The organism is Pectobacterium zantedeschiae (assembly GCF_004137795.1).
Classification (GTDB): domain Bacteria; phylum Pseudomonadota; class Gammaproteobacteria; order Enterobacterales; family Enterobacteriaceae; genus Pectobacterium; species Pectobacterium zantedeschiae.
The window spans coordinates 2326526-2352031 of record NZ_NWTM01000001.1 but is presented as its reverse complement, the minus strand read 5'-3'; the positions used below and the strand labels follow the sequence as shown (position 1 = coordinate 2352031).

The 25506-nt window shown below is 51.3% G+C and carries 25 protein-coding genes; 15 read left to right on the top strand and 10 right to left on the bottom strand.

Translation table 11 applies throughout. From position 1 onward, the window contains the following. The first annotated feature begins 183 nt into the window (after positions 1 to 183). Both brnQ and proY read left to right on the top strand, forming a co-directional pair. A complete protein-coding gene (gene brnQ / locus CLR69_RS10715) occupies positions 184 to 1503 on the top strand; it encodes a branched-chain amino acid transport system II carrier protein (RefSeq protein ID WP_129712632.1) in 1320 nt (439 codons plus the stop codon). 140 nt (positions 1504 to 1643) lie between these two features. After that, positions 1644 to 3020 (top strand): proline-specific permease ProY, encoded by a 1377-nt coding sequence (proY, locus tag CLR69_RS10710; RefSeq protein ID WP_129712631.1) that lies wholly within the window; start codon positions 1644 to 1646, stop codon positions 3018 to 3020. Between the two features lie 166 nt (positions 3021 to 3186). Here proY and CLR69_RS10705 read toward each other — a convergent pair whose 3' ends face one another. The 3 genes from CLR69_RS10705 to CLR69_RS10695 form a co-directional block, all read right to left on the bottom strand. Next, positions 3187 to 4461 carry a mechanosensitive ion channel family protein gene (locus CLR69_RS10705; protein WP_129703284.1) on the bottom strand — a complete coding sequence of 425 codons (1275 nt, stop codon included), beginning with the start codon at positions 4459 to 4461 and terminating at the stop codon, positions 3187 to 3189. A 216-nt stretch (positions 4462 to 4677) separates the two neighbouring features. Further along, positions 4678 to 5280 (bottom strand): peroxiredoxin C, encoded by a 603-nt coding sequence (locus tag CLR69_RS10700; RefSeq protein WP_005975989.1) that lies wholly within the window; start codon positions 5278 to 5280, stop codon positions 4678 to 4680. 211 nt (positions 5281 to 5491) lie between these two features. Beyond that, positions 5492 to 6073, bottom strand: coding sequence for an acyl carrier protein phosphodiesterase (locus CLR69_RS10695; RefSeq protein WP_129712630.1), 582 nt, complete (start codon positions 6071 to 6073; stop codon positions 5492 to 5494). A 184-nt stretch (positions 6074 to 6257) separates the two neighbouring features. Between CLR69_RS10695 and queA the strand changes: the two genes are divergently transcribed. The 5 genes from queA to secF all read left to right on the top strand — a co-directional run bounded on the left by queA (position 6258) and on the right by secF (position 11870). Next, positions 6258 to 7325, top strand: a complete 1068-nt coding sequence (gene queA, locus CLR69_RS10690; protein ID WP_129712629.1) for a tRNA preQ1(34) S-adenosylmethionine ribosyltransferase-isomerase QueA — start codon at positions 6258 to 6260, stop codon at positions 7323 to 7325. A 97-nt stretch (positions 7326 to 7422) separates the two neighbouring features. After that, the gene (gene tgt, locus CLR69_RS10685) at positions 7423 to 8568 is read left to right on the top strand and encodes a tRNA guanosine(34) transglycosylase Tgt (RefSeq protein WP_129712628.1); all 1146 of its coding nucleotides are present in this window, start codon (positions 7423 to 7425) and stop codon (positions 8566 to 8568) included. Positions 8569 to 8677: 109 nt separating this feature from the next. Next, complete coding sequence (gene yajC, locus CLR69_RS10680) at positions 8678 to 9010, top strand: preprotein translocase subunit YajC (RefSeq protein WP_010282033.1); 333 nt, start codon at positions 8678 to 8680, stop codon at positions 9008 to 9010. A 27-nt stretch (positions 9011 to 9037) separates the two neighbouring features. Then, entirely contained in the window at positions 9038 to 10885 is a 1848-nt protein-coding gene (secD, locus tag CLR69_RS10675; protein WP_129712627.1) for a protein translocase subunit SecD, read from the top strand. A 73-nt stretch (positions 10886 to 10958) separates the two neighbouring features. Further along, entirely contained in the window at positions 10959 to 11870 is a 912-nt protein-coding gene (secF, locus tag CLR69_RS10670) for a protein translocase subunit SecF (protein ID WP_242451639.1), read from the top strand. Positions 11871 to 11942: 72 nt separating this feature from the next. On the opposite strand, the gene CLR69_RS10665 is transcribed toward secF, so the two are convergent. Then, entirely contained in the window at positions 11943 to 12512 is a 570-nt protein-coding gene (locus CLR69_RS10665; protein WP_129712625.1) for a SadB/YajI family lipoprotein, read from the bottom strand. A 217-nt stretch (positions 12513 to 12729) separates the two neighbouring features. On the opposite strand from CLR69_RS10665, the gene nrdR reads away from it, so the two are divergent. The 6 genes from nrdR to pgpA all read left to right on the top strand — a co-directional run bounded on the left by nrdR (position 12730) and on the right by pgpA (position 16942). Next, a complete protein-coding gene (gene nrdR, locus CLR69_RS10660; protein WP_005975999.1) occupies positions 12730 to 13179 on the top strand; it encodes a transcriptional regulator NrdR in 450 nt (149 codons plus the stop codon). A 35-nt stretch (positions 13180 to 13214) separates the two neighbouring features. After that, on the top strand, positions 13215 to 14351 hold the full coding sequence (gene ribD, locus CLR69_RS10655) for a bifunctional diaminohydroxyphosphoribosylaminopyrimidine deaminase/5-amino-6-(5-phosphoribosylamino)uracil reductase RibD (RefSeq protein ID WP_129712624.1): 1137 nt from the start codon (positions 13215 to 13217) through the stop codon (positions 14349 to 14351). Between the two features lie 109 nt (positions 14352 to 14460). Continuing rightward, a complete protein-coding gene (gene ribH / locus CLR69_RS10650; protein WP_012773708.1) occupies positions 14461 to 14937 on the top strand; it encodes a 6,7-dimethyl-8-ribityllumazine synthase in 477 nt (158 codons plus the stop codon). Positions 14938 to 14961: 24 nt separating this feature from the next. Then, positions 14962 to 15381 (top strand): transcription antitermination factor NusB, encoded by a 420-nt coding sequence (nusB, locus tag CLR69_RS10645; RefSeq protein ID WP_039301606.1) that lies wholly within the window; start codon positions 14962 to 14964, stop codon positions 15379 to 15381. A gap of 69 nt (positions 15382 to 15450) precedes the next feature. After that, positions 15451 to 16431: a thiamine-phosphate kinase gene (gene thiL, locus CLR69_RS10640; protein WP_129712623.1), complete on the top strand. Its 981-nt coding sequence runs from the start codon at positions 15451 to 15453 to the stop codon at positions 16429 to 16431. Continuing rightward, positions 16406 to 16942, top strand: coding sequence for a phosphatidylglycerophosphatase A (pgpA, locus tag CLR69_RS10635; protein WP_129712622.1), 537 nt, complete (start codon positions 16406 to 16408; stop codon positions 16940 to 16942). Before thiL ends, pgpA begins: the two co-directional genes overlap by 26 nt. Before the next feature lie 66 nt (positions 16943 to 17008). On the opposite strand, the gene dxs is transcribed toward pgpA, so the two are convergent. Genes dxs through xseB form a run of 3 tightly spaced genes read right to left on the bottom strand, consistent with a single transcriptional unit; the run spans position 17009 to position 20049 of the window. Continuing rightward, entirely contained in the window at positions 17009 to 18874 is a 1866-nt protein-coding gene (gene dxs, locus CLR69_RS10630; RefSeq protein ID WP_129712621.1) for a 1-deoxy-D-xylulose-5-phosphate synthase, read from the bottom strand. 18 nt (positions 18875 to 18892) lie between these two features. After that, positions 18893 to 19804 carry a (2E,6E)-farnesyl diphosphate synthase gene (gene ispA, locus CLR69_RS10625; RefSeq protein ID WP_129712620.1) on the bottom strand — a complete coding sequence of 304 codons (912 nt, stop codon included), beginning with the start codon at positions 19802 to 19804 and terminating at the stop codon, positions 18893 to 18895. Further along, complete coding sequence (xseB, locus tag CLR69_RS10620) at positions 19801 to 20049, bottom strand: exodeoxyribonuclease VII small subunit (protein ID WP_129712619.1); 249 nt, start codon at positions 20047 to 20049, stop codon at positions 19801 to 19803. The genes ispA and xseB overlap by 4 nt, the downstream gene beginning before the upstream one ends. Positions 20050 to 20302: 253 nt before the next feature. On the opposite strand from xseB, the gene thiI reads away from it, so the two are divergent. Beyond that, the gene (gene thiI / locus CLR69_RS10610; RefSeq protein WP_129712618.1) at positions 20303 to 21751 is read left to right on the top strand and encodes a tRNA uracil 4-sulfurtransferase ThiI; all 1449 of its coding nucleotides are present in this window, start codon (positions 20303 to 20305) and stop codon (positions 21749 to 21751) included. A gap of 36 nt (positions 21752 to 21787) precedes the next feature. Here thiI and yajL read toward each other — a convergent pair whose 3' ends face one another. Both yajL and panE read right to left on the bottom strand, forming a co-directional pair. Continuing rightward, on the bottom strand, positions 21788 to 22378 hold the full coding sequence (gene yajL / locus CLR69_RS10605; protein WP_129712617.1) for a protein deglycase YajL: 591 nt from the start codon (positions 22376 to 22378) through the stop codon (positions 21788 to 21790). Next, on the bottom strand, positions 22341 to 23249 hold the full coding sequence (gene panE / locus CLR69_RS10600) for a 2-dehydropantoate 2-reductase (protein ID WP_129712616.1): 909 nt from the start codon (positions 23247 to 23249) through the stop codon (positions 22341 to 22343). The genes yajL and panE overlap by 38 nt, the downstream gene beginning before the upstream one ends. A gap of 188 nt (positions 23250 to 23437) precedes the next feature. On the opposite strand from panE, the gene CLR69_RS10595 reads away from it, so the two are divergent. Further along, positions 23438 to 23929 carry a YajQ family cyclic di-GMP-binding protein gene (locus CLR69_RS10595; protein ID WP_010282093.1) on the top strand — a complete coding sequence of 164 codons (492 nt, stop codon included), beginning with the start codon at positions 23438 to 23440 and terminating at the stop codon, positions 23927 to 23929. 69 nt (positions 23930 to 23998) lie between these two features. On the opposite strand, the gene CLR69_RS10590 is transcribed toward CLR69_RS10595, so the two are convergent. Then, entirely contained in the window at positions 23999 to 25363 is a 1365-nt protein-coding gene (locus tag CLR69_RS10590; RefSeq protein ID WP_129712615.1) for an MFS transporter, read from the bottom strand. Between the last annotated feature and the right edge of the window lie 143 nt (positions 25364 to 25506).

The window sequence follows — 25506 nt, the reverse complement described above, 5'->3', positions numbered from 1 at the left end:
CCTGAGTAAGTTTATCGGGACGCCTTCTTGAAACTCGAATTATTTAGAGTATTAGCCGCCATCTTTCGCGTCGCTAGAGTGTGGGCATCATGCTTCGGTGTACCCGTTTACGAACGGCTTCTGGCGGCGATAAACGGCACGATTTTCTTTTTATCGATTTGATACAGGCAACACGACATCACTATGAGTCATCGTTTAACTTCCAAAGATATTGTGGCATTAGGTTTTATGACCTTTGCTTTATTCGTGGGGGCAGGAAATATTATTTTCCCGCCTATGGTGGGATTACAGGCAGGAGAGCACGTTTGGACTGCGGCAATCGGCTTCCTGTTGACGGCGGTTGGCCTACCTGTGCTGACTGTCATCGCCCTTGCTCGGGTTGGCGGCGGCGTCGATGCGCTAAGCTCACCGATTGGTAAAAAAGCCGGTGTGGTTCTGGCGACCGTATGCTATCTGGCTGTTGGGCCGTTGTTCGCGACGCCGCGCACGGCGACTGTCTCGTTTGAAGTTGGTTTGGCTCCGTTGGTCGGTAACGGTGCGACTCCACTTCTGATTTACAGCCTGATTTATTTTGCTATCGTCGTCGGGATTTCTCTGTATCCGGGGAAACTGCTGGATACGGTCGGCCATGTGTTGGCACCGTTGAAAATTATTGCTCTGGCGGTACTGGGTATTGCTGCGGTGCTGTGGCCTGCGGGTACACCGATTCCTGCGACAGAAGCGTATGAGCACCTGCCGTTCTCCAATGGCTTTGTTAACGGCTATCTGACGATGGATACGCTGGGCGCGATGGTCTTTGGTATCGTGATCGTCAATGCGGCACGCTCACGTGGCGTGACTAGTTCAGTACTGCTGACTCGTTACACCGTGTGGGCTGGGTTAATTGCCGGCATTGGTTTGACTCTGGTCTATTTGAGCCTGTTCCAGCTCGGTTCTGTCAGTGGTGAACTGGTGCCGCAGGCACTGAATGGGGCAGAGATTCTCCATGCTTATGTGCAACACACGTTCGGTAACATGGGAAGCAGCTTCCTGGCGTTGTTAATCTTTATCGCATGTCTGGTGACGGCGGTGGGGTTAACCTGTGCGTGTGCTGAGTTCTTTGCGCAATATCTGCCGTTGTCCTATCGCACGCTGGTATTTGTGCTGGGAGCGTTCTCAATGGTGGTGTCTAACCTTGGCTTGAGCCACCTGATTCAACTTTCCATTCCTGTACTGACGGCGATTTATCCACCGTGTATCATTCTGGTTTTACTGAGTTTTACGCTGCGTTGGTGGAATAGCGCTTCACGTATTGTGGCCCCTGTCATGTTAGTCAGTCTGTTATTTGGCATGATAGATGGTATAAAATCGTCGGCTTTCAAATCGCTGTTACCCGAGTGGAGCCTCAACCTGCCGCTGAGTGAGCAAGGGTTGGCCTGGTTACCACCGTCACTGCTGATTTTACTGGTAGCAGTGATTTACGACAGACTGTGTGGTCGTCAGGAAGTTACGGTACATCAATAATATCGTTCATACCTGATAGCGCTGGAGTGGTAGGAATACCTACTGTTCCAGCACGGCGTTGGGTTTCTGCACCACAGGTATTTGCCTGTGGTTTTTCTTTTTGTAATGTTTTTCTTTATATAAGACAGGGTTGCTTATCAATGGAACAACCATCCTCCAAGCTCAAGCGTGGGTTAAGCACGCGGCATATCCGCTTTATCGCCCTTGGTTCGGCGATCGGAACCGGTCTGTTTTATGGTTCCGCTAGCGCGATCCAAATGGCTGGCCCCAGCGTATTGCTGGCTTATCTGATCGGTGGGATTGTCGCGTATATCATCATGCGCGCACTGGGTGAAATGTCGGTGCATAATCCGCAATCCAGCTCGTTTTCTCGCTATGCGCAGGATTATCTCGGGCCGTTGGCGGGATATATCACCGGTTGGACCTACTGCTTTGAGATGCTGATTGTCGCCATTGCTGATGTGACCGCGTTTGGCATCTACATGGGCGTCTGGTTCCCTGCGGTGCCGCACTGGGTCTGGGTCTTGAGCGTGGTACTCATCATCGGCGCCATCAATCTGATGAATGTGAAAGCCTTTGGTGAACTGGAGTTTTGGCTCTCTTTCTTCAAAGTAGCCACTATTATCATCATGATCGTTGCCGGGGTCGGCATCATTGTCTGGGGGATTGGTAACGGTGGTCAACCTACTGGCATCCATAATCTCTGGAGCAATGGTGGGTTCTTCAGTAACGGTGTAATGGGGATGATTCTATCGCTACAGTTGGTGATGTTTGCCTATGGCGGCGTAGAGATCATTGGGATCACTGCCGGTGAAGCCAAAGACCCGCATAAATCTATCCCTCGCGCGATTAACTCTGTGCCGTGGCGCATTTTGGTGTTCTATGTCGGTACGCTGTTCGTCATTATGTCGATTTATCCGTGGAATCAGGTAGGCACCAACGGAAGCCCGTTCGTGCTGACGTTCCAGCATATGGGCATTACGGCTGCGGCAGGTATCCTGAACTTTGTCGTGATTACCGCGTCGCTGTCTGCGATTAACAGCGATGTCTTCGGTGTCGGTCGTATGCTGCACGGGATGGCGGAGCAGGGGCATGCTCCGAAAGTGTTTAGCCGTATTTCCAAACGTGGTATTCCGTGGGTAACGGTCGTTGTGATGATGATGGCGCTGCTGGTAGCGGTGTACCTGAATTACATTATGCCTGGCAAAGTGTTTCTGGTGATTGCCTCATTGGCTACCTTTGCGACGGTGTGGGTGTGGATCATGATTCTGTTTTCTCAGATCGCCTTCCGCCGCCGTCTTAGTCCTGATGAAGTGAAAGCGCTGGCGTTCCCGCTGCGCGGGGGGATCGCGACCTCCGTGTTCGGTATCGTCTTTCTGTTCTTCATCATCGGTTTGATTGGCTACTTCCCGGATACCCGTGTGTCGCTGTATGTCGGTATTATCTGGATATTGCTGCTTTTAGTGGGTTATGTCTGGAAGAAAAAGCGTCAGAACGCGGTGGCTGCACAGAATTAAGCCCGTAGCTTGGCGCTCCATTGGAATAATATTGATTACTTAAGCCCGTTATTAGGGGAAACACAGGGGGAGGTTTCCGCAGGAACGCCTCACCCCTGTGGTCGCCCCGTGTATCTCGATGCTTAAACGATCGCATTACTCCTACTGGAGCGCTTTTTAATCGATATTACGCTTTCGGAGCCGTCATCTGCTGTCCCATTATCCGCATATCGTGGCCTGTCGGTGTTTGATGAATACGGAGATCGAACTCCGGTAAGATTGCAAAGATATGGTCGAAAATGTCGGACTGGATGCTTTCGTAATCAACCCAGGCAGTGGTGTTGGTAAACGCGTAAATTTCCAGCGGTACCCCTTCTGACGTCGGCGCAAGTTGCCGTACCATCAGCGTCATCCCTTTATGAATGCCCGGATGAGTGCGCAGATAAACCTGAAGGTAGGCGCGGAACGTCCCCAGATTCGTCAGACGACGACCGTTCAGCGGCGATGTCAGGTCGGAACCGGATTGCGCATTGTGCTGATCCAACTCGTTCTTCTTACTTTGAATATAAGATGACAGTAGCTTGCTGCGCAGTAATCGTGATTGTTCGTCTTCCGTCATGAAATGCACGCTAGTGGTATCGATATTGATGCTTCTCTTGATGCGCCGTCCCCCTGATTCTGACATAGAACGCCAGTTTTTGAAGGAGTCTGACACCAGCGAGTAGGTGGGAATGGTGGTGACGGTATTGTCCCAGTTTTTTACTTTTACCGTCGTCAGCCCAATGTCGATGACGGCACCGTCAGCGCCGTATTTCGGCATTTCGAGCCAGTCTCCCAGCGTCAGCATATCGTTGGCGGAAAGCTGGATGCCCGCGACTAACCCCATGATTGGATCTTTGAACACCAACATCAACACGGCGGCCATTGCACCTAAACCACTAATCAGAATCAGCGGTGATTTCCCGATGAGCAGTGACACCACCATGATGCTGATGACGACAGTGGCGATCAGTTTCAGACTCTGGAAGATGCCGCGCAGCGGCAACTGTGCTGCGACCTTGGTTCTGGCGGAAACGTTAAGCAGGACATCAAGTAGCGAGAAGAGGGATAGCAGCGCAAAAATCATAATCCACACTTGGGAGCAGATGATAAGCGCTTCACGGGTTTCACTTTGTGCGGGGAGCCACACAAAGACCTGAATATTCAGGATCACCCCTTGTAGCAAGAAGGCCAGCCGATTAAACAAGTTGTGTTGCGTCAGTGCCTGCTTCCACCCGTGCCCCTCGGTTTTCCCAGGCTTATTGAGTGAGCGTAGAACCATTCTTTTCAGCACAACCTGATGCAGAATCAGGTGAATGACGGCAGAAATGAGTAATATCAGCCCAAGAACAATCAGTAATGCAATGATGCCAGCGTGTTGGATATCTGCTTCTCTCAACCACAGCGCGAGGTTTTGTTGCATGCGTTCTCCTTTTATTCCATCAATCTGTCGTGCATTAATACGATGTGACGTTAAGGCTAAGGATTTAGCGCCCCTAGTCAACCTTTTGTATTCTCTGGGATCGCTGAGGAAGGTGAGTGGTGAGGGAAATGATTAGGGAGACATCAGGAACAAAAAAGCCAGTCGCATAGCAACTGGCTTGATTATCACATTACCTCAGAGGGCAAAGATGAGGGATTACAGCTTGTCCGCGTTTTCAGACAGGTATTTCGCTACGCCATCTGGTGACGCACCCATACCGGATTTCCCTTTTTCCCACTGTGCAGGACAGACTTCGCCGTGCTCTTCGTGGAATTGCAGTGCGTCAACGGTGCGCAGCATTTCATCGATGTTACGACCCAGCGGCAGATCGTTCACTACCTGATGGCGAACCACGCCGTTTTTGTCGATCAGGAAAGAACCACGCAGTGCAACACCCGCTTCTGGGTGCTCAATGCCGTAGGCCTTCTGGATTTCGCGCTTAATGTCAGCAACCATCGCGTATTGCACTTCGCCGATGCCGCCTTTGTCCACAGGGGTGTTACGCCATGCGTTGTGAACAAACTCGGAGTCAAAGGAAACGCCAACCACTTCTACGCCGCGTTTCTTGAACTCGGCATAGCGGTGATCGAAAGCAATCAGCTCTGACGGACAAACAAAGGTGAAGTCCATCGGCCAGAAGAAGATCACGGCAGCTTTACCGTTGATATGCTTCTTCAGGTTGAAATTTTCGACGATTTCGCCACTGCCTAAAACGGCAGCTGCGGTGAAGTCTGGGGCTTGACGAGTTACCAGGACCATAATTACTCCTGTAGATAGCGGTTAATGATCGGAGGATGTAAAAAACAGCAATTAGTATAGGGACTCTGCCTGAGTGAATACAGGCAAAGAGACCAATCAATGAGATAGCTTTTGTCTATTGAACTCATCGCTATTTCCTTTCAATAAATCACATTAACCCTTTTAATAGAAAGGACAATATATTGCGTCAAAAAACGGAAAAGTTGTGATCTCACAGCTGTTGCGTTTTCGCTAACTGCATCATGCGTGGATAAAATTGCCAGAAGAGTATTTCAAATTGGTGATAGTGCTGCTCGATATCCTGAAAAGAGCCGGACAGTGCTGCCAGCTTTGGGCGGCGCACTGACATTCTGTGCAGTACATCGGCGATAAACGGTAGCTCCGCATAGCGCGTCATCCAACGTTCCGGCCACAAATAGAGATTTAGGTTCTGAAAGCGTTCAGGGGTTTGCGCCAGATGGGGCTCGATTTGTGACTGCGCGCCATCGATAAAAGTTTGCAGGGGCATATCCGGCACTAGCTGTAACCAGTGGCGTGCAAGATAGTGATCCCATAAAACATCTAGCGTAATGGGGGCGACACGGCGGAATTCTTCGCTGAAGTACTGACGCGCCTGTTTGACTTCCGGCAGGCTATCGGTCAGCGAGTCAACGCGGCGATGCAGACGGATACCCGCGACGATCTCGTCAGCGTAGCTGTCCTGTGGGTTGCCGCGAACAAAGTCCGCCATCAGATTACCTAACAGGGAGCTGTCGGCCAGCGTGGCCAGATGGAGGTGAGCAAGAAAATTCATTAGCGTAGTATATCTGCTTCTTCTTTTATTATGCACGTCCTCTTATATATGGCGAAAGTGGGCAGTTTGCCTACTGTAATTGTGATGCGTTACGCCTGCCGTGTGCTTATTTCTTGCAGCCATGCGCTTGCGGCTCTAGACTAGGCCGCCCATTTTTAATGTATTAACAGCTAAGTGAATTGCCATGCGTGTTGCCGATTTTTCGTTTGAACTTCCCGAGTCATTGATTGCCCATTATCCACAAGCGCAACGCAGTGGCTGCCGTTTGCTATCGCTGGATGGGCCGACAGGAAATCTGACGCACGGCGTGTTTACCGATTTGCTGGAGAAGCTGAATCCGGGCGATCTGCTGGTATTCAACAACACACGCGTGATACCTGCACGTTTGTTTGGCCGCAAAGTCAGTGGCGGTAAGCTGGAAGTGCTGGTGGAACGCGTGCTGGACGATCGTCGGGTACTCGCGCACGTTCGGGCCTCAAAAGCGCCAAAGCCGGGCACAGAACTGCTGCTGGGTGATGATGAAAGTGTTAAGGCCACAATGGCGGCTCGCCACGATGCGCTATTTGAACTGCATTTTGATGACGCGCGTGATGTTCTGACGATTCTGAATGACATCGGCCATATGCCGTTGCCACCTTACATCGACAGGCCTGATGAAGACGCTGACCGTGAGCTTTATCAGACGGTCTATAGCCAGCGTCCAGGAGCTGTAGCGGCGCCGACGGCGGGGTTACATTTTGATGAGCCGATGTTGGCCGCACTGCGCGAGAAGGGCATCGAAATGGCGTTCGTTACGCTGCACGTGGGGGCTGGGACTTTCCAACCAGTACGTGTCGATACGATTGAAGATCACATCATGCATGCGGAATATGCCGAAGTGCCACAGGACGTCGTTGATGCCGTGCTGGCGTGCAAGGCGCGCGGAAACCGTGTGATTGCGGTTGGCACCACCTCGGTACGTTCACTGGAAAGTGCTGCACAAGCCAGCCAGAATGCAGCGATCGCACCGTTCTTCGACGATACCAAAATTTTTATCTATCCGGGCTATCACTACCGCATTATTGATGCGCTGGTGACCAATTTCCATTTGCCCGAATCGACGTTAATCATGCTGGTATCGGCCTTTGCCGGTTACCAGAACACCCTGTCTGCCTACCGTGAAGCGGTGGCAGAGCAGTATCGTTTTTTCAGCTATGGTGATGCGATGTTTATTACGCACAACCCGATGGCCGAACAGGAAAAAGTGGGATAACCCCTGCTTTCTGCACAATAGCGATGCCACAGACCACGCTCTGTCAGGCATTAATACATGGTTACCATCAGACTGTTTTTCTGATGCTGGAGGCTAAGTGAAGTACGAATTACAAACAACAGACGGCCGTGCGCGACGCGGCAGATTGATCTTTGAACGTGGCGTGGTGGAAACCCCGGCTTTTATGCCCGTGGGGACTTACGGTACGGTGAAGGGCATGACGCCGGAAGAAGTGAAAGAGACTGGCGCGCAGATTCTGCTCGGTAATACATTCCATCTGTGGCTGCGTCCCGGTCAGGAAATCATGAAGCTGCACGGCGATCTGCACGATTTCATGCAGTGGCACGGCCCGATTCTAACGGACTCTGGCGGTTTTCAGGTGTTCAGCCTCGGCGATATTCGCAAGATTACCGAGCAGGGCGTGCATTTCCGTAACCCGATCAACGGAGACTCTATTTTCCTTAGCCCGGAAAAATCGATGGAGATTCAACACGATCTCGGTTCCGATATCGTGATGATCTTTGATGAGTGTACGCCGTACCCTGCTGATTGGGATTATGCAAAGCGTTCCATGGAGATGTCGCTGCGCTGGGCGAAACGCAGCCGCCAGCGTTTTGATGAATTAGAGAATAAAAATGCACTGTTCGGTATTATTCAAGGCAGTGTTTACGAAGATTTACGAGATGTATCCGTAAAAGGGCTGGTAGACATTGGCTTTGATGGGTACGCTGTGGGCGGTTTGGCGGTGGGTGAACCGAAAGAAGACATGCACCGTATTCTGGAGCACGTTTGCCCGCAGATTCCAGAAGATAAACCGCGCTATTTGATGGGTGTTGGCAAGCCGGAAGATCTGGTGGAAGGTGTACGCCGCGGTGTCGATATGTTTGACTGCGTTATGCCAACGCGCAATGCACGTAACGGGCATCTCTTCGTGACTGATGGCGTCGTGAAAATCCGTAATGCGAAGCATAAAGATGACGTCAGCCCGCTAGACGAACACTGTGATTGCTACACGTGTCGCAATTATAGTCGCGCCTACTTGCATCATCTTGACCGTTGCAACGAAATACTCGGAGCACGACTCAATACCATTCATAACTTGCGTTATTATCAGCGTTTAATGGCGGGTTTACGTCAGGCCATTGAAGAGGGTAAATTAGAGCACTTTGTGGTGGATTTTTACCAACGGATAGGTAAATCCATTCCGCCGCTTGCTGAAAAAGACGTTGCTGCAAGCAACTGACAGCGCGTTTGCTATGAATTGCATTTTGCTGTGAAGCGTTTTTATGATTGTAAGGTTGATAATTTATCTTTTTGATAGCTTATCTTTTGACAAAAAAGAGGATATTTAAATGAGTCTTTTCATCTCCGATGCTGTAGCTGCAACCGGCGCTCCGGCTCAGGGAAGCCCGTACTCTCTGGTTATTATGCTGGCCGTTTTTGGTCTGATTTTCTACTTTATGATCCTGCGTCCTCAGCAAAAACGCGCCAAGGAACACAAAAAGTTAATGGATTCCATCGGCAAGGGTGATGAAGTCTTAACGACTGGCGGTCTGGTTGGTCGCGTGACCAAAGTGTCCGAAACTGGCTATATTGCGATTGCGTTGAACGAAACCAATGAAGTGGTTATCAAACGTGATTTCGTGGCTGCCGTGCTGCCGAAGGGCACGATTAAGGCCCTGTAATTTCCGATTTTCCCGAAGGGAACTGCCGTGTTAAATCGTTATCCTTTGTGGAAGTACCTGATGCTGGTCGTGGTGTTGTTTGTCGGCCTGCTCTACGCACTTCCTAACCTATATGGTGAGGATCCGGCGGTACAAGTTACTGGCGCGCGGGGAACCGCCGCCAGCGAAACGACGCTGATCCAAGTTCAGAATGCTTTAAAAGAACAAAATATTACCAGTAAATCGATTGCGTTGGAAAACGGTGCAATTCTGGCTCGCTTCTCTAACCCCGATATTCAGCTCCGCGCGCGTGAAGCGCTCGTTAATGAGCTGGGCGAAAAATTCGTCGTCGCACTTAACCTTGCACCTGCCACGCCAACCTGGCTGCGGTTGTTAGGCGCTGAACCGATGAAATTGGGGCTTGACCTGCGCGGCGGCGTTCACTTCCTGATGGAAGTGGATATGGATACTGCGCTGGGTAAACTGCAAGAACAAACAATGGACTCTTTACGCAGCGATCTGCGTGAGAAGAACATTCCTTATGCCTCCGTGCGCAAGATTGATAATTACGGCGTCGAAATTCGTTTCCGTGATGCTCAAACGCGTGATGATGGCCTCAACTATCTGACGTCCCGTCACCGCAATCTGGTTCTCAGCAGCAGCGGTAGCAATCTGCTACGTGCAGTGATGTCTGACGAGCGTCTGCGTGAAGCGCGTGAGTACGCTGTACAGCAGAACATCAATATCCTGCGTAACCGTGTGAACCAACTGGGCGTTGCTGAACCGCTAGTACAGCGTCAGGGTGCTGACCGTATCGTCGTTGAGTTACCGGGTATTCAGGACACGGCGCGTGCGAAAGAAATTCTTGGCGCGACCGCTACGCTCGAATTCCGTCTGGTCAACAGCGATGCTGATGCGACAGCGGCGGCAAACGGCCGCGTGCCGGGCGACTCTGAAGTGAAGAACATGCGTGACGGTTCACCCGTTGTACTGTTCAAGCGCGTCATTCTGACGGGTGACCACATCACTGACTCCACATCAAGCAATGACGAATACAATCGTCCTCAGGTGAATATTTCGCTGGACAGTGCAGGTGGTAACACCATGTCCAACTTCACCAAAGACAGTATCGGCAAGCTGATGGCAACGCTGTTTGTAGAATACAAAGACAGCGGCAAGAAAGATGCGACGGGCCGTTCGGTGCTGGAAAAACACGAAGAAGTCATCAACGTGGCGACAATTCAGTCGCGACTGGGTAACAGCTTCCGTATTACCGGTATTGATAACCCGAATGAAGCGCGTCAGCTTTCTCTGCTGTTACGTGCCGGTGCGCTGATTGCGCCAATCCAGATCGTGGAAGAACGTACCATTGGACCAACGCTGGGGATGCAAAACATCACTCAGGGGCTGGAAGCCTGTTTGTGGGGCTTGATCGCATCGATCCTCTTCATGGTCTTCTTCTATAAGAAATTTGGTATGATTGCGACCAGCGCACTGGTTGCTAACCTGGTGTTGATTGTCGGTGTGATGTCTCTGCTGCCAGGTGCGACGCTGACCATGCCAGGTATCGCGGGTATCGTGCTTACACTGGCTGTCGCCGTGGATGCTAACGTACTCATTAACGAACGTATCAAGGAAGAACTCAGTAATGGTCGCTCCGTGCAGCAGGCTATTCATGAGGGCTACAAAGGTGCATTCAGTTCGATTGTTGATGCGAACGTCACGACGTTGATTAAAGTCATCATCCTGTATGCAGTGGGTACCGGTTCTATAAAAGGGTTTGCTATCACCACTGCGATTGGGATTGCCACCTCAATGTTTACGGCGATCGTCGGTACTCGTGCCATCGTTAACCTGCTTTACGGCGGTAAACGCATCAACAAGCTGTCTATCTGAGGAGTGCGTTGTGGCACAGGAACAGGAATACAACATTGAACAACTAAACCATGGGCGTAAAGTCTATGATTTCATGCGCTGGGACACATTGGCATTTGCCATTTCCGGCCTGCTGATCATTGCCTCTATCGCTATTATGGGCGTTCGTGGTTTTAACTGGGGGCTCGACTTTACCGGTGGTACGGTCATCGAGATTAACCTTGAGAAACCGATTGATCTCGATGTACTGCGTAGCTCGTTGGAAACCGCGGGTTTTTCAGAGCCACAGGTGCAGAATTTCGGTAGCAGTCGTGACGTGATGGTACGTATGCCACCGGTTTCTGGCAGCGAGAACGAAGCGCTCGGTAACAAAGTGCTGAAGGTGGTGAATGATACTTTCCAACAGCATGCTACGGTGAAACGTATTGAGTTCGTCGGGCCGAGCGTGGGTAGCGATTTGGCGCAGGCTGGTGCATTAGCGCTGTTGTCTGCACTGATTGCTATCCTTATTTATATCGGTTTTCGTTTTGAATGGCGTCTGGCGATGGGGGCCGTACTGGCTCTGGCGCACGATGCGATCATCACGATGGGTCTGCTGTCTTTATTCTCTATTGAGATTGACCTAACGATCATTGCGTCGCTGATGTCGGTAATTGGCTATTCACTTAACGATAAGATCGTCGTATCTGACCGTATTCGTGAGAATTTCCGCAAGGTCCGTCGTGGGACACCTTACGAAATTACCAATATTTCTCTGACGCAGACGCTACATCGTACCATCATCACATCCGCGACCACGCTGGCGATGATTGTGATCCTCATGGTCTTCGGTGGCGCCTTGTTGCATGGCTTCTCGTTGACGATGTTTATTGGTGTGATCATCGGTACGATCTCTTCTATCTATGTTTCTTCTGCTCTGGCACTGAAATTGGGTATGAAGCGTGAACACCTGATCGTTCAGAAAGTGGAAAAAGAAGGGGCGGACCAACCGTCTATCCTGCCTTAATCTGCCGACTGTAAACATAAAAAACCCCGCGCTGCGGGGTTTTTTGCATCTTAGCGTTGGGAAATGCGTTTGCTAGGGAGACTCGGTTGCGGCAACAGGCGGCGGACTTTGTATTTCCTGAATCTGATGCACACGAACAAAGCCAAGTTCTTCCGGCGGTAGACCGCTCAGACGCAATTCAATAATGGCTTCAGCTTTTGGGAGAAGCGTAGGTGAGACGACAAAGGACTGTGTCTGTGTGTCGCCAGCTAAAGGCTTCCCGCTCACAGGATCGAGCCTCCCCCAATCAAGCTGCGCGCCAAAGGCTGGTAGCCCTTTCGCATCAAGCGTCCGAATATGTAACAACGCACTTGTTCCGTTCGCTTCTGCCTCGATATTGCGTAGCGATACGCTGAGTCTGCCAATACTGCTTTCCAGCATGGTACTGGTTTGTGCTGCGGGCAGTAAATAAACGCCGGAGGTGGATTGGGAGTTCAACGCATTTTGTCGTTCTAATGCCGTGGCCTGATCGGTCAGCGTTTGTAGTTGCTGATTGAGCTGACCTATCTGATTCTGTAATTTTGGCATCTGGCGCTGTTCAGCGCACCCTGCAAGCAAAAGCAGTGCTGGCAGGAAGGTCAGTACGCGATATCGGGTTCTCATATCTGTGGTTCCCCTTTCGATGTTTTATTCATTGATCCGTTGATCCCTGTTGCTGAGTTTAGCTGTGATTAAGCCTAAGTCATAGGTGAGGCCGCTCTTTTCATCCTGTTACTGGAAGAGATGCGAAACCCTTCGCAACGCGGATCAGGAGTTTTGGTTAGTCCGTTAATTCAGGGTAAACTGTCTTCACGTTAAGGATTACTGGTCAGGACATATCATGCATTGCCCGTTTTGTTCCGCTGTTGATACCAAAGTCATTGATTCCCGTTTGGTCGGTGAAGGTTCGCAAGTCCGTCGTCGTCGGCAGTGTCTGGTTTGTCATGAACGTTTCACCACGTTTGAAGTGGCTGAGCTGGTGATGCCGCGAGTCATCAAAAGCAATGAAGTGCGCGAGCCTTTTAATGAAGATAAATTGCGCAGCGGCATGCTGAAGGCGCTGGAAAAAAGGCCGGTGAGTTCTGATGACGTCGAAATGGCGATTAATCATATTAAATCTCATCTTCGTGCGACCGGAGAACGCGAGGTGACCACCAAGATGGTGGGGAATTTGGTGATGGAAGCGTTGAGAAAGCTGGATAAAGTCGCTTATATCCGGTTTGCGTCGGTGTATCGTAGCTTTGAAGATATCCGTGAATTTGGCGAAGAGATTGCGCGTTTGCAGGACTAAGTCGTGTCGATTTGACAAAGATAAGAGGGACGGGAATGAGCGCTTTTCAGGAAAACGGCCAATTGCCTCAGGATGAATTATACATGGCGCGCGCGTTAGAGCTGGCGCGTCGTGGTCGCTTTACAACGGCACCCAACCCCAATGTCGGTTGTGTGATCGTGCGTGATTGCGAAATTGTCGGTGAAGGCTACCATTTCCGTGCGGGTGAACCTCACGCAGAGGTACATGCGCTGAGAATGGCGGGGGAACGTGCGCGTGGTGCAACGGCGTATGTCACGCTGGAGCCGTGCAGCCACCATGGCCGAACACCGCCTTGTGCCGATGCGTTGGTTGCTGCTGGCGTCTCCCGTGTTGTTGCCGCGATGCAGGATCCAAACCCGCAGGTAGCGGGTCGCGGTTTACATCGCTTACAGCAAGCGGGGATTGCCGTTAGTCATGGTTTGATGATGGCTGAAGCCGAGAAAGTCAATGTAGGCTTCCTGAAACGTATGCGGACGGGCTTTCCTTACGTGCAGCTCAAAATGGCGGCATCTTTGGATGGGCGTACTGCGATGGCATCGGGAGAAAGCCAGTGGATTACCTCACCGCAGGCGCGGCAGGATGTGCAGCGTTTCCGCGCTGAGAGCGCAGCGATTTTGAGCAGCAGTGCGACGGTGTTGGCTGACGATCCTTCTCTTACCGTGCGGTGGTCAGAGCTGGATTCCGACGTTCAGCAACGCTATTCAGAAGCGGATCTCAGACAGCCCGTTCGGGTGATTGTAGACAGCCAGCAGCGCGTCACGCCTCAGCATCGGATTGTTAGCCAACCGGGTGAGACCTGGCTGGCACGAGTACAGGCTGATGCACAGGCATGGCCACAGGGCGTTGAGCAACTGATGCTACCGCAGCACAATGGTGGCGTTGATTTAGTGGCGCTAATGATGGTGCTGGGAAGGCGTCAAATTAACGCCGTCTGGGTTGAGGCTGGTGCCAGTCTGGCGGGGGCGTTGCTTAATGCGGGTGTTGTTGATGAACTTATCGTTTATCTCGCGCCAAAACTGCTGGGTGAAAATGCCCGTTCACTGTGCCTTTTGCCAGGATTGGATCAGCTGTCTCAGGCGCCGGAATTTGATATCGCAGAGGTTCGTCAGGTTGGCCCCGATTTGCGCTTACGCCTGAAACCTAAATTCTGATATGTATGTAAATACGTGGTGCGTGCCCGACAAAACCGAATACGTGCCAACAAAAATTATGATAGAATCCGCCCCCCTACGGGGCATAAAGACCAGATAAAGGAAAGCTATGAACGTTATCGAAGGTGTTGTTGCTACTCCTGATGCCCGTGTGGCGATTGCGATTGCGCGTTTTAACCATTTTATTAACGACAGCCTGCTGGAAGGTGCGATTGATGCATTGAAACGCATTGGTCAGGTTAAAGACGAAAATATCACGGTTGTCTGGGTGCCAGGTGCTTACGAATTGCCATTGACAGTTCGTGCGCTGACTAAAAGCGCGAAAAATGGCGGATATGATGCCGTTATTGCTCTGGGAACGGTCATCCGTGGTGGAACGGCGCATTTTGAATTTGTTGCTGGCGAATGTAGCTCTGGCCTGTCCTCCGTTGCGATGGACAGCGAAATCCCTGTTGCTTTCGGCGTTCTGACGACGGAGAGCATTGAACAGGCGATTGAGCGTGCTGGCACGAAAGCGGGGAACAAAGGTGCAGAAGCTGCCTTGACCGCGCTAGAAATGATTAATGTATTAAAAGCGATTAAGTAAGCCTGATTAAGTAAGGGGAATTCCGTGAAACCTGCTGCTCGTCGCCGCGCTCGTGAATGTGCGGTTCAAGCGCTTTACTCCTGGCAATTATCTAAAAATGATATTGCCGATGTTGAACACCAATTCCTGAGCGAGCAGGATGTCAAAGATGTCGACATTACCTATTTCCGTGAATTGCTGGCGGGCGTTGCCACTCAAGCTGAGAAGCTTGATCAACTGATGGCACCTTTTCTGTCTCGCCAGATTGACGAATTGGGACAGGTTGAGAAAGCGATTCTGCGTTTGGCGATGTTTGAGTTGAGCAAGCGCGAAGACGTTCCTTACAAAGTGGCGATTAACGAGGCCATCGAACTGGCTAAAATTTTCGGTGCTGAAGATAGCCATAAGTTTGTGAATGGCGTGCTAGACAAAGCCGCTCCGAGTGTACGGAAAGGCAAGAAGTAAAATGAATCGAATCAGGGCCGGATAATCCGGCCCTGATCGCTTTTGAATGATAGGCTGGCTGGAAAGGTTATGGTTGAAGGTGAGTTTGACCTTATTGCCCGCTATTTTAATCGGGTTCGAAGTTCACGTCGCGATGTTGAGTTAGGCATCGGTGATGACTGCGCGTTACTGACGGTAGCAGATAAGCAGATGCTGGCGGTGAGTACCGACACGCTGGTATCAGGCGTTCATTTCCTACCTGATATCGATCCCGCCGATCTGGGTTACAAATCTCTGGCGGTTAATTTAAGCGATCTGGCCGCAATGGGCGCCGATCCTGCCTGGCTTTCTCTGGCCATTACCCTACCTAAAAGCAATAGCCAGTGGCTGTCCGCCTATAGCGACAGCTTGTTTGAACTGCTGGATTATTATGGTATGCAATTGGTGGGGGGAGATACGACGCGTGGCCCGTTGAGCCTGACGCTGACTATCCACGGCCTGGTGCCTGCTGGCCGGGCGTTAACGCGTCGAGGAGCCAGAATTGGCGACTGGATTTATGTTACCGGCTCATTAGGTGATAGCGCTGCTGGTCTGGCTATCCTCCAAAATACACTTCAGGTTGATGATGATGAAGTGCGGCAGGGACTGCTTCAGCGTCACCTCCGTCCTCAGCCCAGAATCCTGCAAGGACAGGCACTGCGCGATCTCGCCAGTTCTGCCATCGATCTTTCTGACGGCCTCATCTCCGATCTACAGCATATACTTAACGCTAGCGAGTGTGGTGCGCGTATTCATCTGGACGCGATTCCACAATCTAATTGGCTGAGAAGCTGTGTTGATGAAGAACAGGCGCTGCGCTGGGCGTTATCGGGTGGTGAAGACTACGAACTGTGCTTTACCGTGCCGGAAATTAACCGCGGTGCACTGGAGCTTGCCTTGGGGCATCTCGGCGCTGACTATACCTGTATCGGGCAAATCGGGCCTTCATCTGAAGGGCTGCGCTTTTTCAGAGATAATAAAGCGACCGAGCTGAACTGGAAGGGGTATGACCATTTTAGCGAGCAAAACTGATCCCGAGAACAAGACGAAAGGCGCTGAAGTGGCAAAACGCCGCTTACGGCTGAGCAATCCGTGGCACCTGTTGGCGACAGGGTTTGGTAGCGGCCTGTCTCCCTGGATGCCGGGTACGGTAGGGTCGCTGGCAGCGATTCCACTGTGGTATCTCATGTCGTTCCTGCCGCTTGAATTGTATTCGCTGTTGGTGATGCTGAGTATTTGTATCGGTGTTTACCTGTGTCATCAGACGGCAAAAGATATGGGGGTCCACGATCACGGCAGTATCGTCTGGGACGAGTTTGTCGGTATGTGGATTACCCTGATGGCGATTCCGGTGGATAGCTGGCAATGGGTAGCCGCGGGGTTTGTCGTCTTTCGCTGTCTGGATATCTGGAAGCCTTGGCCGATTCGCTGGTTCGATCGCAACGTGCATGGCGGCATGGGGATTATGATCGATGATATTGTCGCGGGAGTGATCTCTGCGGGAATTATCTATTTTATCGGCCATCACTGGCCGATATTCTGATGCTATCGAATTATTGAACCACTGCATTATTGAACCGGGGCCAGTGCCCCGGTTTGCGTTAGTCGCTTATTCCATCCATTGTGTGATTCTGCGCTCAATGCCAGCGGCATCCAGACCTAGATCGACACGGATTTCTTCCTGCGAACCTTGCGGGATAAATACGTCCGGTAGCCCAATGTTCAGTACTGAAACCGCAAGGCGTTTCGCCATCAGGAATTCATTCACACCGCTCCCAGCACCACCCATAACCGCATTTTCTTCCAGCGTCACAAACGTGCTATGAGACTGTGCCAGCTCTTCAAGTAACACTTCATCCAGTGGTTTCACAAACCGCATGTCGACGAGTGTGGCGTTTAACTTCTCTGCCGCAGTCTGGGCTTCTGGCAATAGCGTACCGAAGTTCAGAATAGCGATCGTCTCGCCCTGACGGCGTACCACACCTTTGCCTATTGGCAGCTCTGATAGTGGTGTCAGGTCAGTTCCTGTACCGTTCCCACGTGGGTAGCGTACCGCCGTAGGGCCTTTCTGGTAGTGATAGCCCGTATGCAACATCTGACGGCACTCATTTTCATCGCTAGGCGTCATGATGATCATATTCGGGATGCAGCGTAAGAAAGAGAGATCGAAAGCACCCTGATGCGTTTGCCCATCGGCACCCACAATACCGCCACGATCGATAGCAAACAGAACTGGTAGATTCTGGATTGCCACATCGTGGATAACCTGATCGTAGGCGCGTTGCAGGAAAGTCGAGTAAATGGCAACGACCGGATGATAGCCACCGACAGCCAGACCCGCAGCAAACGTTACGGCGTGCTGTTCAGCAATCGCTACGTCAAAATATTGCTGCGGATAGTCGCGTGAGAACTGCACCATACCGGAACCTTCACGCATCGCTGGCGTGATCGCCATGAGCTTGCTGTCTTTAGCGGCAGTTTCCTGTAGCCATTGACCGAAGATTTTAGAATAGGTGGGTTGCGCGCCTTCTTTGCTTTTCGGCAATGTGCCACTGGCTGGATCGAATTTTGGCACCGCATGCCAGCTGATCGGATCCTGCTCGGCGGGGGCGTAACCTTTGCCTTTTTTCGTCATAATGTGCAAAAGCTGCGGGCCTTTCAGACTGCGCATGTTTTTCAGCGTATGCGCTAGCGCCTGAACGTCATGACCATCGACTGGGCCAATATAATTAAAGCCCAGTTCTTCAAATAGTGTCCCCGGCACAACCATGCCTTTAAGGTGTTCTTCGGTGCGTTTTACCAGCTCTTTAATGGGAGGCAGGCCGGATAAAACCTTTTTACCGCCTTCGCGCAGGCTGGCGTAGAGCTTACCGGATAACAGCTGTGCCAGATGGTTGTTCAATGCGCCGACGTTTTCTGAAATCGACATTTCATTGTCGTTCAACACAACCAGCAGATCGGATTTAATGTCGCCCGCGTGGTTCATCGCCTCAAAGGCCATACCTGCGGTAATTGCGCCGTCGCCGATGACACAAACGGTACGGCGGCCTTTGCCTTCACGCTCGGCCGCAACGGCCATACCTAGCCCAGCGCTAATTGAGGTGGATGAATGCCCGACGCTTAATACGTCATATTCGCTTTCATCGCGCCACGGAAAGGGGTGCAAGCCGCCTTTTTGACGGATCGTTGAAATACGATCGCGGCGGCCTGTGAGGATCTTGTGCGGGTAAGCCTGATGGCCGACATCCCACACCAGATGATCAAAAGGCGTGTTATAGACGTAATGCAGCGCAACCGTTAATTCAACCGTCCCTAATCCTGAAGCAAAATGGCCGCTTGAACGGCTGACGCTGTCCAGCAGATATTGGCGTAGCTCATCGCACAGCTTTGGCAGGCTCTCTTTCGGCAACAACCGAAGTTCATCCGGTGTTTCCACTAACGCCAATGTAGGGTACTTCGCGGTATCAAAACTCATTAGAGACTCATTAAGTAATTACTTATCGCGTTCAACGATGAAATTCGCCAGCGCTTGTAGTGGGGCAATATTCAGGGAGATCGAGCTGGATGCGACAAGTTCGTCCAGCGCTGCCAGTGATTCCTGATAGAGCTCCTGTGCTTTTTTCCGTGCATTATCTAACCCCAGCAAGCTGGGGTAGGTGCTTTTACCTAACTGCTGGTCGGCACCCTGACGTTTGCCTGTTGTCGCGCTGTCGCCAACAACATCGAGAATATCGTCCTGAACCTGAAAGGCGAGCCCGATCGCGTTAGCATAGCGATCCAGATGAGGTAATGCTGCGCGGCCGATGTCACCAGCGGCCAACGCACCCAGTCGAACGGCGGCGCGGATCAAGGCACCTGTTTTGTGGCGGTGAATCCGCTCTAATGCAGCCAGATCGACCTGATGACCTTCCGCTTCCAAATCGAAAGCCTGACCACCACACATACCTGCTACGCCACTTGCCTGTGCTAATTCTGAGAGCATCGCCAGTCGATCGCGGTCAGAGACCTGCGGCATCGGCGCATCGGCCAGAATGGAGAAGGCCAGAGTCTGCAAAGCATCGCCCGCCAGAATGGCATTCGCTTCGCCAAATTTGATATGACAGGTCGGCTGTCCACGGCGCAAATCGTCGTCGTCCATCGCTGGCAGGTCGTCATGAATCAATGAATAGGCATGGATACATTCAACTGCGGCAGCAGGGGCATCCAGACTCTCTAGCGGCACGCCAAACAGTTCACCAGTAGTATAAACCAGAAATGGACGCAGGCGTTTGCCCCCTAAGAGTGAGCCATACTCCATTGCATTGACCAGTGGACTACTCTGAAAGGGGAGGTCTGCGATGAAATGCCCCAACATACGGTTAGTGCGTTGGTAATGCGCATTCAGTTGCGTGCTGAAATCGGTCATAGCGACTCATTATCCGGCGTAAACGGTGACAGCGGCGCTTCAGGATCGTCGCTCAGCAGGATTTGTACGCGTTGTTCGGCCTGTTGCAGCTTTTGCTGCCCTTGACGAGCGAGCTGGATGCCATGCTCAAACTCATTTAGCGCATCGTCCAGCGGGAGTTCACCTGATTCGAGGCGGGTAACGATTTTTTCCAGTTCGTTCAGTGAGCTTTCAAAGCTGACTGGCTGCTCGGTCTTTTTAGGCATAGTGGTTTCGGAATCCTGGTGTTATACGCCGTTGGCTTGTGGCGGCAAAGCGTGGTGTTGCGTTTGGTCATCCGTGGATGGCGCGACGATTATACGGTTAAAACGCACAGTATATCTTCATATAATGATATACTCCGCGCCTTGGATGCTATTGGTAAAATCATCTCTGTTCTGGCTGATTTTACCGATAACGTGATTTTAGTGCTCAGGGTAAATTTATTTACACCTTTCTGACCAAGTAACGACAGCCACCATGAAGTTTATCATTAAATTGTTCCCGGAAATCACCATCAAGAGCCAATCTGTTAGGTTGCGCTTTATCAAGATTCTAACCGGAAACATTCGCAACGTATTAAAACACTATGATGAAACGCTGGCGGTTGTCCGTCACTGGGATCATATCGAAGTTCGGGCTAAAGACGAAAGTCAGCGTGGAACGATTCGTGATGCACTGACGAGAATTCCGGGTATTCACCATATTCTGGAAGTTGAAGATCACGCCTATACCGACGTACACAGCATCTTTGAACAGGCGTTGGCGCTGTATCGTGAACGGTTGGAAGGCAAGACGTTTTGTGTGCGGGTAAAACGCCGCGGTAAGCATGAGTTTAGCTCACAAGACGTGGAGCGCTATGTTGGCGGCGGTTTGAACCAACATATTGAGACTGCGCGAGTCAATCTCACTTCGCCGCAGGTCACCGTGCATCTGGAAATTGAGCAGGATCGTCTTCTGCTGATTAAAGGTCGCTATGAAGGGATTGGTGGCTACCCGATTGGTACACAAGAAGACGTGTTGTCACTGATTTCCGGTGGTTTCGACTCTGGTGTATCCAGCTATATGTTGATGCGTCGCGGATGCCGCGTGCACTACTGTTTCTTCAATCTTGGCGGTGCGGCACACGAGATTGGTGTGAAGCAGGTTGCGCATTATCTGTGGAATCGATTTGGTAGCTCGCATCGGGTTCGCTTTGTTGCTATCGATTTCGATCCCGTTGTCGGTGAAATTCTGGAGAAGGTTGATGACGGTCAGATGGGCGTCGTACTGAAACGCATGATGGTGCGTGCTGCCTCTAAAATTGCCGAGCGTTACGGTGTTCAGGCGTTAGTGACTGGCGAAGCGTTAGGACAGGTATCCAGCCAGACGCTGACTAACCTGCGCTTAATCGATAATGCCTCCGATACCCTGATTCTGCGTCCGCTGATTTCTCATGATAAAGAACACATTATCAAACAGGCTCGCGAACTGGGGACAGAAGATTTCGCCAAAACGATGCCGGAATACTGTGGTGTGATCTCCAAAAGCCCGACGGTGAAGGCGGTGAAAGCGAAGATTGAGGCCGAGGAAGGCCACTTTGATTTCTCTATTCTGGACCGTGTAGTGAGTGAAGCTCGGAATATTGATATCCGTGAGATCGCCGAGCAGACCAAGCAAGAAGTGGTTGAAGTCGAAACGGTGGCATCATTTGCGCCAACCGACGTACTGCTGGATATCCGTTCTCTAGATGAACAGGACGATAAGCCGCTTGAATTGGATCAGATCGAAATCAAATCCTTACCGTTCTACAAACTGGGTACGCAGTTTGGTGATTTGGATCAGAGCAAAACCTATCTGCTTTACTGCGAGCGTGGCGTGATGAGCCGCCTGCAGGCGCTTTACCTGCGTGAGCAAGGTTTTAGCAACGTAAAGGTATACCGTCCTTAATGTAGAAAAGGCGCGCAAGCGCCTTTTTCGTCTGGCTTAATCGTGATAGTTATAAATTCCGGGTGGCAGAATAAGCTGCTCGGCGACCTCGGCGGCCTTTTCTTTCCCCAGCAGCAAATCAATGATCTTCAGAGCGAAATCCATACTCGTACCCGGTCCTTGTGTGGTTAACAGATTTACACGTGGATCGTAGACGACACGTTTCTCCATCCATTTCTCTGGCGCGATATTATCTTTAAATGTGGGATAGCCTGTCATGTTTCCGGTGGGGAACAACTGATGATATTCAAGCACCAGCGCAGGTGTGGCGCACATTGCGGCGACAATTTTTCCCTCCAGATGTGTTTGCCGAATACACTCCACCAGAATTGGGCTATCGCGGAAGCATTCCGCACCTTGCAGCCCACCCGGTAACACCAGCACATCGAAAGAGCTATCGGCAACCATTGCCAGTGGCGCATCGGCCAGCAGCCTTACCCCGCGTGAGCAAACGATTTCAAGATTGCCATCGCTGGCCACACTGGCTAGCGTCACCTGAATGCCCGCGCGGACAAGCAAATCTATGGTGGTGACGGCTTCAATTTCTTCACTACCAGGCGCCAGACACACCAGTGCCGATGCGGTCATAGTCATTTTCCTTTTGCTTAATGTAGTCAAACAGACGGGCATTTTCAGGGAGTATCAGGCCGTGGAGACGCGCACGGTGCAGCAAATACCCAGTAATGTAGTCAATTTCGGTATGTCGCTGAGCGATGATGTCCTGCAACATCGATGAGGTATTTGCTGCGGTGTTCTGAATAATTTGATTAACGTAGAGCAGCAGACTGTCTCGCGATGTGTGGAAGCCTTCCCGTTCCATAACATTGGCCACTTCCTGACAAAGTGCGGCAATAAGCTCCGGGTACGCAGAAAGTTCGCCATTGATGCAGTGATATTTCACCGTTAGTGGATTGATGACGCAGTTAGCTGCCAGCTTCAGCCAGCAAGTTGCGCTAATATTGGTATGCCAGGCGACATCCGGTAAGGCTTGATGCAGTATTTCAGCTAAATGACTTTGACTACTGTCCCCGTTAAATGTACCTATATGTGTCGTGCCCGCGGCAACGTGTACAACGTTGTTTGCGTCGCGCCGTGCTGCATGGGTGGTGATACCGAGCACCAGCGGCTGCTGTAACGACGGCAGCTCTTCCCGCGTACCCATCCCGTTATGTAACAGCAGAATCGTGCAATGGGGGTTTAGCTGGGGCAGCAGTACGGCAACAGCATCGGAGACTTGCCAGGCTTTTAGCGTGACCAGCAGCAGTTCACTTTGGGCGAGATGATTGGGATCGTTAGCCGTCAGGTTGAGATTGCAATGCTGGCCGTTTAACATAGTGACATTGACCGAGCAATACGGTTGCGGAATGCGCAGCCATCCCTGGACATCATGCCCTTGCTGATGCAACGCGGCGAGCCAAAGTTGGCCCAGCGCGCCACAGCCAAGAACGGTGATTTTCATGTGCGTCTCCCTTGTTTGATGCAGGCGCTGTCGATCTCTTATCTTAGGCGATCATTCACATTGTGATCTTGTGCTATTCGACCTGTTTACCTGATGCAGAGTAAAAATCGGGATTGTGTCTGGCATCTTGCTTATCGCAGAAGAGCGGTTATTATGCTCGCCAGCCAAATTTGTCAGGAGAGCGAATTATGCCATCTTTCGATATTGTTTCGGAAATTGATATGCAGGAAGTCCGTAACGCGGTGGAAAATGCGACGCGCGATCTGAGCACCCGCTGGGATTTTCGTAATGTTCCGGCCAGCTTTGAACTGAATGAGAAATCACAGAGTATCAAAGTGGCCAGCGAATCTGATTTTCAGGTACAACAGCTGGTTGATATTCTGCGTGAAAAGCTGGTTAAGCGGGGTATTGAAGGCGGATCGCTGGAAATTCCTGAAGAGATGGAACACAGCGGCAAAACGTACAGTGTGGAAGCGAAGCTGAAGCAAGGTATTGAAACGACGCTAGCGAAGCAAATCATCAAGCTGATTAAAGACAGCAAACTGAAAGTTCAGGCGCAGATTCAGGGTGAACAGGTTCGTGTCACCGGTAAATCACGTGATGATTTGCAGGGTGTAATGGCGTTGATTCGTGGTGGCAATCTGGGACAGCCGTTCCAATTTACCAACTTCCGCGATTGATGCTTTCTATCCATCCGCCGATCAGCCGATCAATAGAAAAGGCCAGCGAAAGCTGGCCTTTTGCTTAACCTAGGCTTGACCCGCTAATTGCTCTAACTGCTGTCGATTGGTCTTTTTGTTGTCGATCTTCACGTAGGCGCTGTACTCATCCGGCACGATAACCACTTCGGCAACACCGGGTTGGGTGCGTATTTTTTGTTCCAACTGACTATCTTGCAATGCTAAATCGGACAGTGCGATTCTCAGGCTGCTGAGATAGGGCGGTTCCTGCATGGTGAAGCTGACAAACAGCCAGATAACCGCAATGGCCGCGCCAGCCATAAACACGACTGATGCGCCATAAAGTTCAAACAGCCCGCCACCGAGACTTCCTCCGATTGCTACACCGATAAACTGTGTGGTGGAGTAAACACCCATTGCGGTGCCTTTGTATCCCGCGGGCGATTCCTTGCTAATCAGCGATGGCAACAGCGCTTCCATGACGTTGAAAGCCAGGAAAAACAGTTGTACACCGATGATAATTTGCCAGAGATGGTTGCCTGACGCCCACAGAACAATTTCTGCGGCGATTAATACCACGATGCAGCCGATGAAGACCTGTTTCATCCGTCTTTTCACTTCAGCATAAATGATGAAGGGTACGACGCCAGCAAAGGAGACCAACATGGTGACCAGATAGACTTTCCACTGGTCCTGTGGTGCCAGTCCTGCGGACTCCATTGCGCGGGGTAGGGCGACGAAACTCGACATCAATAAAATATGCAGACACATGATGCCGATATTCAGTTTCAGCAGGCGGCTATTGCCGAGTACTTTGCGGAAACTGCCACGCACCATCGCCGATTCTCTATTCAGGACGTGTGCGGGCGCAGAAGGGATTAAGGTCAGTGTGATAGCAATGCCAGCGAGTGACAGAACGGTGATGCCCCAAAAGAGCGCTTGCAAACCGAAGGCGTGCGTAACGATAGGGCCAACGACCATCGCGATAGCAAAGGTGACGCCAAAACTCACGCCAATAAACGCCATGGCTTTGGTTCGGTTCTGTTCACGCGTCAGGTCGGAAAGCAGCGCCATGACGGCGGCGGAAATGGCACCCGCGCCTTGCAACGCCCTGCCGAGAATAATGCCCCAAATGGAGTCGCTCAGTGCAGCGATGACGCTACCCAGTGCAAAAATTAGCAGCCCCCCGACGATCAGAGGCTTTCTGCCAATACGGTCGGAGACTAAGCCGAAGGGGATCTGGAAAATAGCCTGCATCAGGCCATAGATGCCAATCGCAATCCCGATCAGTGCTTCACTGGCGCCTTGTAATGCCATACCGTAAGTTGTTAGAACGGGCAACACCATGAACATGCCAAGCATGCGTAGTGAAAAAACGGCTCCCAAGCCCCATGTGGCGCGTAATTCACCAGGGGTCATTTTATTATCGTTCATGCATACCTCTGAAAACAATTGGCGCTATTTTAGTGCGTTATTGGCCAGACAGTAAACGATAGGTTTGTTACGTGATTTGGCGAAAGAGAAAATGGGGGAAGGGGGAAAGAAGAAACGCAGGGGCGCGTTTTTCAACGTCGCTT